The sequence below is a fragment of the Streptomyces sp. NBC_01445 genome (assembly GCF_035918235.1).
GTDB lineage: Bacteria > Actinomycetota > Actinomycetes > Streptomycetales > Streptomycetaceae > Streptomyces.
On sequence record NZ_CP109485.1, the window covers coordinates 5884564 to 5898953 of the forward strand.

The 14390-nt window shown below is 71.9% G+C and carries 14 protein-coding genes; 6 read left to right on the forward strand and 8 right to left on the reverse strand.

The features are described from left to right. Positions 1–114: 114 nt before the first annotated feature. Genes OG574_RS26900 through OG574_RS26910 form a run of 3 tightly spaced genes read right to left on the reverse strand, consistent with a single transcriptional unit; the run spans position 115 to position 4948 of the window. Positions 115–1419: an alpha-glucoside ABC transporter substrate-binding protein gene (locus OG574_RS26900; protein ID WP_326775293.1), complete on the reverse strand. Its 1305-nt coding sequence runs from the start codon at positions 1417–1419 to the stop codon at positions 115–117. Further along, positions 1416–2675, reverse strand: coding sequence for a hypothetical protein (locus OG574_RS26905; RefSeq protein ID WP_326775294.1), 1260 nt, complete (start codon positions 2673–2675; stop codon positions 1416–1418). The genes OG574_RS26900 and OG574_RS26905 overlap by 4 nt, the downstream gene beginning before the upstream one ends. Further along, on the reverse strand, positions 2672–4948 hold the full coding sequence (locus tag OG574_RS26910) for a serine/threonine protein kinase (RefSeq protein ID WP_326775295.1): 2277 nt from the start codon (positions 4946–4948) through the stop codon (positions 2672–2674). Before OG574_RS26910 ends, OG574_RS26905 begins: the two co-directional genes overlap by 4 nt. Positions 4949–5075: 127 nt before the next feature. On the opposite strand from OG574_RS26910, the gene OG574_RS26915 reads away from it, so the two are divergent. Then, on the forward strand, positions 5076–6323 hold the full coding sequence (locus tag OG574_RS26915; protein WP_326775296.1) for a globin domain-containing protein: 1248 nt from the start codon (positions 5076–5078) through the stop codon (positions 6321–6323). A gap of 57 nt (positions 6324–6380) precedes the next feature. Here OG574_RS26915 and OG574_RS26920 read toward each other — a convergent pair whose 3' ends face one another. Beyond that, on the reverse strand, positions 6381–7514 hold the full coding sequence (locus OG574_RS26920) for a sulfite oxidase (protein WP_326775297.1): 1134 nt from the start codon (positions 7512–7514) through the stop codon (positions 6381–6383). A 303-nt stretch (positions 7515–7817) separates the two neighbouring features. On the opposite strand from OG574_RS26920, the gene OG574_RS26925 reads away from it, so the two are divergent. Next, positions 7818–9185 (forward strand): FAD-binding oxidoreductase, encoded by a 1368-nt coding sequence (locus OG574_RS26925; protein ID WP_326778630.1) that lies wholly within the window; start codon positions 7818–7820, stop codon positions 9183–9185. Here OG574_RS26925 and OG574_RS26930 read toward each other — a convergent pair. After that, positions 9089–9742, reverse strand: coding sequence for an AfsR/SARP family transcriptional regulator (locus OG574_RS26930; RefSeq protein ID WP_326775298.1), 654 nt, complete (start codon positions 9740–9742; stop codon positions 9089–9091). The genes OG574_RS26925 and OG574_RS26930 overlap by 97 nt on opposite strands. A 241-nt stretch (positions 9743–9983) precedes the next feature. Between OG574_RS26930 and OG574_RS26935 the strand changes: the two genes are divergently transcribed. Further along, entirely contained in the window at positions 9984–10289 is a 306-nt protein-coding gene (locus tag OG574_RS26935) for a hypothetical protein (RefSeq protein ID WP_326775299.1), read from the forward strand. On the opposite strand, the gene OG574_RS26940 is transcribed toward OG574_RS26935, so the two are convergent. Next, positions 10279–10491, reverse strand: coding sequence for a GNAT family N-acetyltransferase (locus OG574_RS26940; RefSeq protein ID WP_326775300.1), 213 nt, complete (start codon positions 10489–10491; stop codon positions 10279–10281). The genes OG574_RS26935 and OG574_RS26940 overlap by 11 nt on opposite strands. Positions 10492–10781: 290 nt before the next feature. Continuing rightward, positions 10782–10907, reverse strand: coding sequence for a hypothetical protein (locus OG574_RS26945; RefSeq protein WP_326775301.1), 126 nt, complete (start codon positions 10905–10907; stop codon positions 10782–10784). 3 nt (positions 10908–10910) lie between these two features. Between OG574_RS26945 and OG574_RS26950 the strand changes: the two genes are divergently transcribed. Together OG574_RS26950 and OG574_RS26955 are read left to right on the forward strand one after the other, a co-directional pair. Beyond that, complete coding sequence (locus tag OG574_RS26950; protein ID WP_326775302.1) at positions 10911–11069, forward strand: hypothetical protein; 159 nt, start codon at positions 10911–10913, stop codon at positions 11067–11069. 162 nt (positions 11070–11231) lie between these two features. Continuing rightward, positions 11232–12251, forward strand: a complete 1020-nt coding sequence (locus OG574_RS26955; protein WP_326775303.1) for a DUF1259 domain-containing protein — start codon at positions 11232–11234, stop codon at positions 12249–12251. Between the two features lie 136 nt (positions 12252–12387). Here the strand turns inward: OG574_RS26955 and OG574_RS26960 are convergent, their stop codons facing one another. Beyond that, on the reverse strand, positions 12388–12960 hold the full coding sequence (locus OG574_RS26960) for a TetR/AcrR family transcriptional regulator (protein WP_326775304.1): 573 nt from the start codon (positions 12958–12960) through the stop codon (positions 12388–12390). Between the two features lie 126 nt (positions 12961–13086). Between OG574_RS26960 and OG574_RS26965 the strand changes: the two genes are divergently transcribed. After that, positions 13087–14106, forward strand: a complete 1020-nt coding sequence (locus OG574_RS26965; RefSeq protein WP_326775305.1) for a hypothetical protein — start codon at positions 13087–13089, stop codon at positions 14104–14106. Positions 14107–14390: the final 284 nt, after the last annotated feature.

Consider the following 14390-nt stretch of genomic DNA (forward strand, 5'->3'; position numbering starts at 1 on the left):
TCCGGTCGGACGGGCAATTGTGTTCGGATAGACGCTAGCCGTGGCCCGAGAGTTGGTTGACGCGCCCCTGATATTCACGGCAAATCTACGCAGGGCCGTCGGCCTGCGACGCGGCTACGCGCAGATGTCGTCCGGCGCGTGCGCCTGCTCCGAAGGGCCCGACAGCGGTCCGGCGATCCGACTGCGGACGGTCTCCAGCTGCTTGAGGAGCGTGTCGAGCGTCGTCGTACGCGGGTCCTGGAAGTACGTCAGGACGGCCCGGTAGAACGCGTCGCGCAGCACGGGCGGCATCACGTCCGACGCGTCGAAGCACAGGGTGTCCGCGTCATCGGTCAGACGCGAGGCGACGGTCGCGCCGGTCGGGTCGTCCGGCTGGGGGTCGCTCGCGTCGGGGAAGAAGGGCCGCAGGTGCGGCTGCGTGGCCCGCGACCAGGTCTTGCGGCCGTCCTCGCTGGTCAGGAGCGTGACGAGGTCCTGCGCCGCCTGGTTGTCGGTGAGTACGGCGGCCATGTCGCCCGACACCTCGTACGCGTCGTTGTACGCGGGCTTCCCGTGCAGGAACCGGGCGGCCGGCTCCACGCGCAGGGTGTGGTCGCCCATGGCGCCCGGGTAGAGGGAGCGGATGAAGGAGCCCTGGTGTTCGTGGGTGCAGCCCGGGAGCGAGCCGCCGAGGAGTCCGCGCTTGGTGGCCTTCGGGTCCTTCGGGTCGGGTGTGCCCTCGAACGACATGGTGAGGGAGTCCTCGACGGACTCCGGCGTCCGTGGGCCGAGGATCTCGGACCAGGTCGTGAAGGCCCGGCGCACGGCCGCGTCCTTGTCCCAGTGGAGGCGGCCGGTGGCCCACCGCGTGTATGTGTCGGGGCCCGCCTGATGGAGGAGGATGTCCTCGATCCAGTCGGTGCCGGGCCAGCCGGAGGTTGCGTCCGCGGCCATGCCCACGCACCAGTCGGGCGCCTTGGCCCCGGTGCTGCGCTTGCTCCACACGATGCTCTTGAGGTTGACGCGCAGCGGCACCCAGTACGTGCGGCGCCTGCCGTCGAGCGTGAGGGTGGGGAACCAGGGCGGGTAGCCGCGTTCGGCGGCCTCCGGGGACAGCGGCTTGAGTTTGCGGTCGGCCGCGTACTCGGTGAGCTCGCCGATGCTGTTGAGGATCGCGACGTCGGGCGGGGCGCCGGCCTCCAACTGGGCTACGAGGGTCTCGCGCAGGGAGCGGGTGCCCTTGTAGACGTAGTGGTCACCGCTGCGGTGCGACAGGCGGGCGAGGGCGGCCTCGAACGCCGCGCCCTCGTCGCCCGTCCACGGCCCGAGCACGACTACGGTCCGGTGCGCGTCGCCGCCCGCGCAGCCGCCGGTGAGCGCGGTGAGGGCGAGCAGGCAGGCGGCGAGCGCGAGCCGCAGCACCCTGTTCCGGCGCCTCATACGGCGGTCCCCGGGCGCCCCACGAGCAGATACTCGCGCCGGTAGGCGTGGAGGGTGGCGCCGATGACGCCGGCGACGAGGAGGCCGACGGGCGCAGCCCAGGGGGCCACTGCGTCGAGGCCGGCGAGCCGGCGGTTGTCCAGGACGTCGTCCATCGAGTCGGCGAGCGTGACGATGGCGCGGTGGTGGTGCGGGTCGAGCGGGTCGGTGCGGCGCTCCTCGAAGATGACCTCCGTGGCCGGCGAGGTCACCGCGTACAGGCGGCGGGCGATGGGCACGGTGTCCTCCTGGGCGGCGTGCGCGTACAGCCCGCTGAGGGCGATCGCGGGCACGGCGAGCAGCGGCAGCGCGGCGGCTAGCAGCGGCGGGCTGGCCAGGATGCGGAAGCGGATCCGCAGGAAGCGCAGGGTGCGCCACAGGCCGGCGGTCAGCAGCACGAACGCGACGGCCGACACGGCGGCGGCGGTGACGGCGGCGGGGCCGAGCGTGGCGCGCGCCTCCAGGCGGTGGCGCAGGGCGCGTTCGAGATCCGAGATGCGGTCGACGACGGTCGTCGCCTCGCTGCCGGTGACGGGTGCGCAGCGGGGGTAGGGGGCGTAGCGGCCGGTGGTGGGTTCGTAGGGATCGTGGGGATCGGGCGAGCAGAGCATGCTCTGGGCGTAGGAGAGTCCGGCCCTGTACAGGGACCCGTCGGAGACGTTCGTCTGGGCCCAGGCGATCCAGCGCTCGTAGCCGTCGACGAGGCCGGAGACGACGTCGAGCTCCTGGCGTTCGGCCGCGGTCAGGGCGCCGCTGCGCGAGACCTGGCTGAGGTCCTGGGCGGCACCGGTGATGCGGGAGCCGTAGCGGGGGCTGAGCCCGCTCAGTTCGACGGCGTCCCCGGCGCCGAGGCTCACCTCGGCCTCCCGCTGGGCGATCCGCAGCGAGATCCGCGCGTCGGCCAGGTCTCTGAGCGCGGGCGCGATGTGCGTGCGGATCGCGGCGGAGTCGTCGCGCAGGGACGTGGCGGTGAAGCCGAGTCCGGAGAAGGCGATGGCGGCGAGGAGGGGGAGGGCGACGAGGCGGTCGTGGAGGTAGGCGCGGTTACGGGGCGGGGCCGCCGCGGGCTTCGTGGCCCGTGCCGGCGGGGCCCACACGTACCGCCACAGCACGCGTACGCCCTTGAGCGCGGCGCTCGCTAGGACGCGTACGCCCTTGAGTGCGGCGCTCGCGAGGCGCCTGGCCCCCTCACCCGCCCGCCCCGGCGTGGGGGTCACCGGTCCGCCGCCGGTCGCCGCCCGGCGAGCCGCAGGCGGGTCGGCCAGGATCCGTCGCGGCGGTGCGACAGCGCGAGCGGTCTGACCAAGTAGGCGCGGTCCAGGAGGCGTTCGGCGACGGCCTCGCCGTGCGGGCTGTCGGAGCGGGCGGCCTGCCGGGCGAGCGCCCGGTAGAACTGTGAGAGCTGGCGTCTCAACGTGTCTTCCGTAGCCGGGAATTCGAGCCGTCCGCCCGAGTCCCGCGCGTCTCCGTCACGCCGGTCCGCCGCTTCCGAGAGCCGCGCGAGCGCCTCCTTCCCCACCTTCCCGTCCGCCACGAGGCGCTGCGCGGCCTCCCACACCTCGGCCTTCATCCGTACGCGGGCCTGCTCGTCGGTGAGCCCGTGCTCGTTGAAGAGCCGGGCGAGCCGGGTGAGAGCGGTGCGCAGGCCGTCGGCCGTCGTCGCGTACTCGACGGCGATGCGCACGGTCGCGGTCCGCGCCCCCGTGCGGTGCCGCGAGTGCTGCGGCACCGCGTCGAGCGCCTCGATGGCGTACGTGTCGGGGGTTGCGCCCCCGAGCGCGAGGCCGGCCCGCGCCGCGCCGAACGCCGCGCTGCCGAGCGAGGGGTTGCGCAGCCGTACGGCCTCGTAGAAGGTCAGCGCCTCGTGCCAGTGGCCGAGCCGCTCGGCGCAGTGGCCGAGGGCGAGCTTGGGCGCGTACTCCCCGGGGATCGCGCCGTAGACCTGGTCGAAGTAGTCGCGTGCGGACGCCACGTCGTCGTTGGCGAGGTCGAGGAGGCCGCGGTGCCAGTCGATGCGCCAGTCGTGCCTCGACAGTTCGCGCCCGATGCCGTCGACGGCGCCGCGCAGCTCCTCGGCGGCGGCCTCCAGGTCCGGCCGTTCGCCCTCCGCCCGTTCGGCGCGTACGGCGACGCGCAGCCGGAGCCTGCACCGCAGGAGCCGTACCTCGGGGGAATCCCGCCAGTCCCCGGTGTGCTGGAGGAGCGCGGCGGGGTCGGCGTCGGCCAGGCGGCTGAGGCCGTCGTGGTGGGCGTCGTGCGGGTCGGGGCGCGGCACGGGCAGCCGGCCCGCGACATCGGCGGCGGACGGCGGCTCGTGCAGCGGGGTGGGCGGGGTGCCTCCGGCGGGGGTGGCCCAGCGTGGCAGGACCGGCGCGACGCCGAGCGCTCCGTCCAGGGCATACGGGGACTGCATGAACAGCGGCGACGGCTCGAACGTCTCCTGCCCGGTCCGCAACGACCTCAACTCACGGAACACGCCACGCAGTTGATCCGCCATCTCGTCCGCGTCCGCGTACCGGTCGGCGGGTTCGGGGCGGGTGGCGCGGCGCAGGGCGCGGGCCAGCGAGACGAGGCCGAGGCCCTCCGGCGCCGGGGTGGTGGTCAGTGCGACGGCCTGCGCCGTCACCGGGTCGCCGTCGTGCATCCGGTCCAGGGCGCCGAGTTCGGCCAGCGAGTGGGGTCCGATGCCGAGTCCGCTCAGCGTGCGCAGCGTCTCGCCCAGGCTGAACAGGTCGTCGCGCGGCGTGGACGCGCCGTTCAGCGCGGGCGGGGCGAGGGGCACGTTCGGCGCGCGGTACCCGTCGGTGGTCAGGCCGGACTCGCCCTCCTCGCGGATGGACCCCACGTCGATGACCTTGGTGGTGGCGCCGTCGTGCATCACGTTCTGCGGCTTCAGATCGCCGTACACCTTGCGGGGTGCGGGCCGCGCGTGCAGATGGTCGAGCGCGGACAGGACGCGCAGTCCGTACGCGAGCACGAACTCGTGGAAGCGGGCGCCGCCGAACCGGTCCGGGTCGTGCCGGGCGAGCGCCCGGATCTCGTCGAGGTTGAGCCCGTCGACGTACGGCAGGACGAGGAACGGGCCGACGCGGGCGTGGCGGCCGTAGTTGAAGACGGGAATGATCCCGTCGTGGTGGAGGTCGGCGAACGCCTGCCGTTCGTCCTCCAACGAGCCGAGCCGTGGGGCGAGTTGTTCCGGCCGCAGGGTCTTCACGGCGACCTCGCGGTCGTCGACCTTCTTGTCGAGCGCGAGATATACGTCGCCCATGCCGCCGCGCCCGAGACGCCGTACGACCTGATACTGGCCGTCCAGTAACTCGCCCTGCTCCAGGGCGGATTCACCGGGACCCTCGGCCCGGCCCCGGTCGTCGCGCGGTCTGACCTCGGGCAGCGCCGTCGGATCGGGCCCCTCGTCGGGCAGCGTGACCCATGCGTCCCGCGGCCCGTCCGGAGGCGGCATGACGAACAGCGGACCCGAGGACGCCGTCATCGGCCGCCCCTGAATTCTCCGGTTGCTCCCGCGTCCCCCTGCATGCTGCCTCAGGATAGGGGCGCGGCGTCCGGATGGCGCCCGTGTGTATGCCTCCGGCCTGATCGTGGAATGGAGGCCCCGGCCAGTGACGACGAGAACCGGCGCGAGACCGTACGCCGCCCTCAACCCTGCCCTGATCCGCTCCAGCCTCGCCGTCGCGGAACGCCGCGCGGAGGCGCTGACCAAGTACTTCTACGCCCATCTGTTCAAGCACAACCCCGGTGTGCGGGCCATGTTCCCCGAGCGGATGGAGGAACAGCGCGACCGCCTCTTCGCCGCCCTGACCACGGCGATCCTGAACCTGGAGGACACCGACGCCCTGGTCGGCCACCTGCACACCCTCGGCTTCGACCACCGCAAGTTCGGCACCCGCACCGAGCACTACCCGGCCGTCGGGCGCAGCCTGATAGCGGCCCTGAAGGTCTTCTCGGGCAGCGCCTGGACGCCCAAGACGGAGGCGGCCTGGCGCGCTGCCTACGAACTCATCTCCAAAATCATGATCGCCGGAGCGCAGTCCGTGCCGGAGTCGGAACCGGCCTGGTGGGACGCGGAGGTGCTCCGCCACGAGCGCCGCGCCGAGGACATAGCCGTCCTCACCGTCAGCCCCGACCGGCCGTACCCCTTCATACCCGGCCAGTACGCGACGCTGACGGCCCCCGAGGCACCGCAGGTCTGGCGCCCGTACTCGATCGCGAACGCCCCGCGCGCCGACGGCACCCTCGACTTCCACATACGCCGCGTCGAGGGCGGCCTCCTGAGCAGCGCCCTGGTCGACGAGGCCGCCCCGGGAGGCTCCGTCCGCCTCGGCCCGCCCCTGGGCACGACGACGCTCCCCAAAGCCCCGGAGGGGGAGCTGCTCTTCGTCGCCGGGGGGACGGGCTGGGCGCAGATCAAGGCGCTGATCGAGGAGTTCGCCGTCTGCCGCGGCTCGGCGACCGCCACGTTACTCATCGGCGCCCGCACGGAAGACGACGTGTACGACCTCGGCGTACTGGAACTCCTCGGCGGCGCGCACCCGTGGCTGCGGCTGGTCGGCGCGCTGCCTCGGCGCGACCGGCCCGACGCGGACGCGACGCTCCTGCGGGAGCTGACGCGATACGCCGGCGCCCAGAGCCTGCGGCACGCGCCCGCCGAGTGGCCGCACGTCTACGTCAGCGGCCCCTCGGCCATGGTCGACACGGTGGAGACCCAACTGGCCATGCTGCACCGCGTACCGCCCGACCGCGTCCACCACGACCCGCTGGTCCGCCATGACACGGGGGAGCGCCCGGAGACGGCGGCCGAGTGGTTCCTGATGAAGCGTGAGATTCCCTGGATCAGGCCTCGTCCGTGACGACCTCGTAGGTGACGGGACCGGCGGTGACGGAGTCTGCCGTGACCGCACCGGCGGTCAGAGGCAGTGGACGGGGATGCGCTGGACGAGGTTGTTGGCGAAGCCGCCGCGGTTCCACGGCTGCGTGAGCGGCTGGGCGCGGCCGGTGGCGTCGGTGGCGCGGGCGCCGAGGACATGGGTGCCGGGCACGGCGGTCCACGGGGCCTGCCAGCGCAGCCAGGCCGCCGCCTGCCTGTCCGACGGGTCCCCGTCCAGCGCGGCCTCGCTCCACGTGGCGCCGTCGTCCGTGGTCACGTCGACCCTGGTCACGGGGCCGTGCCCGGACCAGGCACGGCCTTCGAGGAGTACGGGCCCGGGGCGGACGACGCGGGCCCGCGACATGAAGTCGGGGAACCCGGGCGGGATCATCAGGGCGCGCGGCAGGATCTTGGTGACGGGCTCGCCGGGATCGTCGGCGTCCCACCGGACGCGGTACGCGACCGCCTGCTGGAACCCGTCGAACGGGGTGTCGACCAGCGTGATCCCGCGCAGCCACTTCACGTGCGCCATGCCGTACCAGCCGGGGACGACGAGCCGCAGCGGGTAGCCGTGCTGCGGCGGCAGGGGCGCGCCGTTCATGTCGTACGCGACGAGCACGTCACCGGAGGCCACCGCGACGGGCAGGCTCCGCCGGTAGTCCTGCTCGACACCGCGCTCGACACCGTGGTCGGCGCCGGTGAAGACGGCCTCGACGGCGCCTGTGTCCACCCCGGCCTCGTCGAGGAGGAGGCGCAGCGGCACGCCGGTCCAGTCCGCCGTGCCGACCGCCTCGACCAGCCAGGGCTGGCTTATCGGCCGGGGCGTGAGCAGGGCGCGGCCGTTGCCCGCGCACTCCAGCGTGACGCGGCGCGTGACGGCGGGCAGGGACCGCAGGGCCGCCAGGTCGAGGGTCAGCGGCGTCCTGACCAGGCCGTCGACCGTGAGCTGCCAGTCGTCGGCCCTTGCGGCCGGGATGTCGTAATGGACGAGGACATAGTGCAGGCCGGGCGGGGTGACGTCGTAGCGGAGGGCTTCCAGAGGGAGGCCGTGATTACGCGCGGCGAGCGCGAGTTCATCGGGGGTGATGCCTTCGCCCAGGGCGGCGAGCCGGCCGGGACGGCTGACGCCGCCGAGATCGTCCGGTCCGTCCATGACGTGGTCCGATCCGTCCATGACTCAGTCCGATCCATCCATGTCTTCATGGTGCTCCGCGATTGCGGGGCCTGCCGGGCGGGCGGATCCTGGAAGTGTCAGCCGGCGCTCGATGAGGTGTGTCGGTGGCTGACGGGGGCCCGCACGCCGGCGCACAAACCGCTCACCGACGCCGCCGGGAGGCGGAAGGACGGGACGGGGGGACAGCGGTCCGCGTAGCGATGCGTCCCGTCGAGGAGCGCCATGAACGACACCGACACGGATACCGATACCGGCACTGGCACCACCGCCCCGGACCTCACCGCCACGGACGTCGTCGGACTGATGCGAACTGAGCTGCGTGGCCCGGTGATTGCGCCGGGCGACCCCGAGTACGACGAAGCGCGCAAGATCTACAACGGGATGATCGACCGGCGGCCGGCCGCGATGGTGCGCTGCTCGGACGCGGCGGACGTCATGGCGGCGGTCGACTTCGTCCGCGACCACGGACTGGAACTCGCCGTACGCGGCGGTGGCCACAGCGGCGGCGGCCTGTGCCTCGTCGACGACGCGATCACGATCGACCTGTCACCGATGCGCTGGGTGCGCGTCGACCCCGCGCAGAAGACGGCGTGGGTGGGCGGCGGCAGCCAGCTCGGCGACCTGGACCACGCGGCGCACGCGTTCGGCCTGGCGATACCCGCCGGAATCCAGTCGACGACCGGCATCGCGGGCCTGACCCTCGGCGGCGGTCACGGCCACCTGACGCGCAAGTACGGCCTGACGATCGACAGCCTCCTCAGCGTGGACATGGTCCTCGCGGACGGCAGCTTCGTCACGGCGAGCGCGACCGAACACTCCGATCTGTTCTGGGCGTTGAGGGGCGGCGGCGGAAACTTCGGCATCGCCACCGCGTTCAAGTTCGAGCTGCATCCGGTGCACACGGTGGGCGTCGCGCTGACGCTGTGGCCCGTCGAGAAGACCCGTGACGTCCTGGAGTGGTACCGGGAGTTCCTGCCGGAGGCGCCCGACGACCTGAACGGCTTCTTCGTCGCGATGACCGTGCCGCCGGGACCGCCGTTCCCCGAGGAGATCCACGGCCGGAAGATGTGCGGGGTGGTGTGGTGCTGGACGGGAGACCTGGCCCGTACGGACGAGGCGATCGCGGCGGCGGCGGAAGCGGGCCCGCCCGCCTTCCAGTTCACGGCACCGATGCCGTACCCGGCGCTCCAGGCGATGTTCGACGAGCTGCTCCCCAAGGGACTGCAGTGGTACTGGCGCGGCGACTTCTTCGACCGCATCACGGACGAGGCGATCGACGTACACACCAAGTTCGCAGAGAACCTCCCCACACCGCTGTCGACGATGCACCTCTACCCGGTGAACGCGGCCGCGTCCCGGGTCTCCGAGGACGCGACGGCCTGGGGCTACCGGGAAGCGGTCTGGTCGGGCGTCATCGCGGGCATCGACCCGGACCCGGCGAACGCGGAGGCGGTCAAGCAGTGGGCGAGGGCGTACTGGCACGACCTGCACCCGTTTTCGATGGGCGGTTCGTACGTGAACTTCATCGGCGAGGACGAGCATCAGGACCGCGTCCGGGCGACGTACCGCCACAACTACGACCGCCTGGCGGAGGTCAAGCGCAAGTACGACCCGAGGAACCTGTTCCACGCCAACCAGAACATCGAACCGGCGGCGGGGGAGGCGGCGTAGGCACTCGGGACCGCTCCCTCGGTGACGGCCCGCGTCACCGCCGTCAGGGGCCACCGTCGCGCCGCGCACGGCCACCGCTCCACGTCGTCGAACGGCCCGGGCAGCCCGGCCGGCGGCCCGCCGTCGAACAGGGCAAGCGCGGCCGGGAGCCGTTCCACGGCGGTGGCCGGATCGCCGGACGCCTTCGCGCGCCGGGCGGCGTCCACGTGTTCGGCGAGGTCCGTCGCGTCGAGCTGCACCTCGCCCATGGCGAGGCGGTAACCGCCCGGCTCCCCGCGGATCAGGGACCGCGCGGGACCGGGGCCCTCGGCGTCGAGGGCCTGCCGTAGCGCGTAGACGTAGGTGGGCGGTACCTTGCGACCGGAGTTCGGAGAGCCGGCGCCCCAGATCCCCTCTGGCAACTGCTCCCGGCTGACGAGGAATCCGGGCCGCAGGGCCGGCGCCGCGGGGACGGCCTGCCGGCGGACGGGGCCGAGCGGCAGCGGCGTGCTGCCGCGCCAGCCACGCACCGGCCCGAGCACGGCGAGCCGAACCGCCCGACGAGACCCCTGACCCACCCGCAGCCTCCGCTCCACGCTCACCGAGCGCCCACTGTCCGCGTCGCGGTACGCGTCATCGTCCGCATCGCGGCGCGCACCATCGTCCGCATCATCAGAATTTCATTGGCATTGCAGCGTGTGCCGCGATGGTTCGGAAGTGCCCGTCGAGCACCGGGATTTCACCGGCTGGCGGGGCGCGCTGGACCGGCGGCGGCCGTAGCCGGGGGAGCGGCCGCCGCCCATGCGGAAGGAGTGGAACATGCAAGCAGCGAGCAGCCCTCTGGGCCCTCTGGAGCGGATGCTGAAGGGACGCGGGCTCTTCCTGAGTGTGGAGCGGAGCGACGCCGTCGAGGTGGTGTACGTCTGCGTGGACGACGGCATCCCCGGCGGCTATCCGGTCGGCTACGTCATCTCGTCCCGTACGGGAACCTGGACCGCGTACGCGCGGGTCCGCCCCGGCCGGATCTTCACCACGGACGAGATCTCCTCGGGCCTGGCGAGCGTCGAGGAAGCGATCCGCGCGGTGGTGGCCCACGCCCGCTACGAGGACGTCCTCACGGCGTGAAGCACTGGGACTCGCCCGGTCCCGGGTGACTCTGGGCGAACTCCCGCCCCAGTATTCCCAGCACAACGAGATCGTGATGGCGGCCGCCGTGGAACACGTGATCGCGCAGCCGCCCCTCCTCGACGAACCCGGGCCGGCGATGAAAGGTGAGCGAGGACTCGTTGTGCGCGAAGACGCGTGCCTCGCAGGCTGTCTGGCTCACGGCCTGGCGAGGGTGGGGAGGCCCGGCGGAAGCCGGCGCGGCCGATGGCCAACTTCCGCCGATCGCCTCGCAGATGGGCGACCGCTCGCTCGCCCAGGAGCCGATTCACGGGCCGACAGCACGCAGCGCCTCGCCTCAGTGGCTGCGTGCGGATCGGCGGAAGCCCGCCACATCCAAGTATGGCGAGGTGGCGCACGAGTTCAGGTCGCGGCAGGGCCAACCCGCTGCACGAGCACCGGCGCCGGCAACCGACGCTGTCGGCGGCGACCGGGCCCTCGGTCTCCTCGCGCCTAGAGCTGACCGCGCCACCACGGGACGTCGGGTGAGTGGGCGCGGATGACCTCGGCTCGTCCGAGGATCTTGGAGCCGAGCTCCCGAACCAGCCTGCGCAGCTCTCGGGCCGACTTCTTGGGCAACCCGTGAATGATCTCTTCGAGGTGATCGCGGGAGTGGCCCGGATCGCATCCGCACTCGGGATATCTGGACTCCTGGGCATCGTCGCCTGCTTCGGCTTCAACCACTGGGTCTCCACACTGCTTTCGCTGCGCGGCTCCGACCTGGAGCAGACCCGCCCGTAGACAGCGGTCATCGTGACCGTGGGTGCGCTGGGGCCGCGCCGGCCATGCAGTTCACGCTGGTGAGCTTGAGCTCCCGGAGCGAGGTCGGGTGTCCGCTAGGCAGCCCAACTGATGGGACGCAGCTGTGTCGATCAGCGGTCGACGCGGTCTTCCTTGCTTCCCTTGCGTCAGGAGGCCCATCAAATGAATGACGAGCGACAGCAGGACACCCGCTCCCGACTGACCGCGTCCCGGCGCGGTGTGCTGGCCGCGGTAGCCCTTGCGCCGGCATGTGCCGCTGTGCCGGCTCGGGCCCAGTCCCGGCCTTTCGGACCTGAGGGACGCGTTCTGGTCGAGCCGGTGATGACCAAGCTGGCGGACTGGGCGGACGTGGGCAAGGCTCTTGGCCGCACCGGTGACATGAGGCGGTTCATGTACCACACGGCCTTTCCGCGCCGCGACCTCACGGTCTTTTCCCGCGGCATTCTGATCAAGCCTGCACTCGCTCTGGGCGCGCACGTGTCCTTCGTCCGGTACGCAGACCACGGCACGCTCATGATGGGGGACACCGTCGTCACCGAGCGTGAACTGCAGCGCTTCTGTGACGTCCTGCAACAGCGGGGAATCATGCTGACCGCCATCCACAAGCATCTGCTGGCACATGATCCGGATGTCTGGTGGGTTCATCTGCATGCTCACGGCCACGATCCGGTCGCCGTTGCCCGCGGAGTACGCGCGGCATTGAACTGCACCAGTACCCCGCCTGCCGAACCCGTGACCCTCTCGCCGCCCGTCGACCTGGACACTGCCTCGATCGATGCCGCCATGGGCGTCAAGGGGGCGGTCAGCGGCGAGATCTACACGTGCACCTATATCCGCCGCGAGATCATCGCCGACGGCAATCTGGCCCTGCCTCCAGGACTGGGCGCCACCACCTCCGTCAACTTTCAGCCGCTCGGCGGCGGAAAGGCCGCGGTCAGCGGGGATCTGGTCATGATCGCCAACGAGGTCCAGCCCGTCCTCGTGGCCCTGCGGCGCGGCGGGGTCGAACTCGTCGAGGTGCATCACCACCACCTCAACGACGACCCTCACCTGTTCTTTGTCCACTACTGGGCTGTCGGCGATGCCGTCAGGCTCACCGAGGCCATTCGCCGGGCCGTGGACGTCACCAACGCCGTACCGATGGCTGGAGTCGCCGGCTAGGAGCGCGTCCCAGTAACAGGACTGTCCAGCCAACCTTGCGCAGTCCCCCACGGCGGCCCTTCGCCGACTGATGCGATGCCCGGACGCAGACGCTGGTGTACGCCCCCGTCCGGCGTCGTGATGTCAGCAGCGGATGTCAGACACGTGGTTGCGGGGCGGGTGACAGTGCGGTGCGGGCGGCGGAGAGGACCTGCTCGGACAGCGGGGAGTCCTTGGTGGCGCGGGCCAGGAGAAGGGCGCCGAGCATGGTGCACAGCCGGGCGATGCCGTCCTCGTCGTCGGTGGCGAGCCACTGGGTGAAGTCCTGTACCCCTTCGGTGTAGGCGCGGTGCGCCCCGCGGTCGCCACTGGTCCGGGCCATGTCGGTGGCGAGCGCGGCGACGGGGCAGCCCGAGGCGGGGTTGTCCCGGTGCCGGACGGACAGGTACCCGTCGATCAGGGCCTGCTGGGCCTCGGCGCGGTGTCCCTCGTGCTCCTCGAGCGTGGTGGCGTGGCGCTCGGCCAGTTCGCCGACCGCGTGGACGACCGCCTCGTCGATCAGAGCCTCCTTGGAGGCGAACTGCTTGTAAAAGCCGCCGTGCGTCAGGCCGGCCGCCTTCATCAGATCCGCGACGCTCACGCCCGTGCCCTGCTCGCGGAACAGCTGCGAGGCCTGCTCCACGACCCGCTGGCGGTTCGCCTGCGCCTGTGCATGTGAGACGCGACCCATCGGGCACCTCCATTTTGGATGTCGGAAGACATCTATCGTACGCTGCTATTTAGATCATCCACATAATCTATTTCGGGCGCTCCCCTCCCCTCATCCAAGGGCGCGCCCCTTCACGGGAGACATTTCATGGCCACTCGCCTCGGCCCGGCGGCCGAAGCCGACCTGACCACCACCGCCTCCTCCTCGACCGCGCCACCGGTCCGGCTCTGGCTCCAGCCGGCCCTGATCGCCCTGGTCGTCGTGGCGGCCTTCGTCGGCTGCTACGTCGGTCTGCAGCGCAACCCGCAGCCGCACCGGGTGCCGGTGGCTGTTGCCGGGCAGGAGCTTTCGGGCGAGATACGCCAGGTCCTCGGTGACAGCGTCGATGTCCATCCTGTCGCCGACGCGGCCACGGGACGCGCTGAGCTGGAGCGTCGCGATGTCGTGGCCGCGGTCAGCGGCCGCGCGGACTCCGACCGGCTGCGCCTGGAGGTCGGCGGGGCCAACGGGCAGTCGACGACGACGGCCGTCAAGAGCCTGATCGGCGCCTATGCCCACGGGTCGGGCCAGCGCCTGACCACGGTGGACGTCGTCCCGTTCGCCCGTTTCGACTCCCGTGGACTGGCCGGGTTCTACATGGCGTTCGGCGTCACGCTGGCCGGCTTCGTCCTCGCCCAGAACGCCCTCGGGCTCGCGAACCGTCTGCACCTGCGCCACCGGTTCTGGCTGCTGTCCGGCGTCTCTGTGGCCATCGGCATCGTCGCCACCGTCATCGCCGGACCCATCCTCGGGGCGGTGCCCGCGCCGGTGGTGCCGCTGGCCTTCGGCTTGACGCTGCTGGCCGCGGCAGCCGCGTTCACCACCAAGCTGCTGGGCACCTACCTCGGTCCGGTCGGCGTGCCGGTCGCCACCCTTTTGCTGCTCACGGTCGGCAACTCCACCAGCGGAGCCACCATCGGCCCGGACCTCCTGCCCTCCGCCGCTCGCGCCGTCTCCGCCCTGCTGCCGCCGGGCGCGGCCGTCCGCGCCGTGACCGACCTGAGCTACTTCCACGGCGCGCAGGCGGTGCAGCCATTGGCCACCCTCGCGCTGTGGGCGGTGATCGCCGCGGTCCTGGTGAGCCTGCGCCCCCACCTGAGGCGACGGCCCACTCGGGTGACCACCTGACCCGCGGTCAGGGTGAAGTCCGTGACGCAGACGTGCCTCTGCGGGCCCGCAGAGTCCTTCTCGAACACCGAAGGGCCGGCCCGGGAGAAACCCCTCCTGAGCTGGCCATCGTCAATGTGCCCCCGGCAGGATTCGAACCTGCGACGCCCGCTTCGAGGAGTTCGCCCATCTGGACGGCTCAGGCAGCGACGTATCCGGCCATCTCGGCCGACCAGTGCACGGCCCAGGGCGGAACGGTCAACCAGGGCGAGAGACTGCCGTCACCGCAGCTTGTGGAGGGCCTG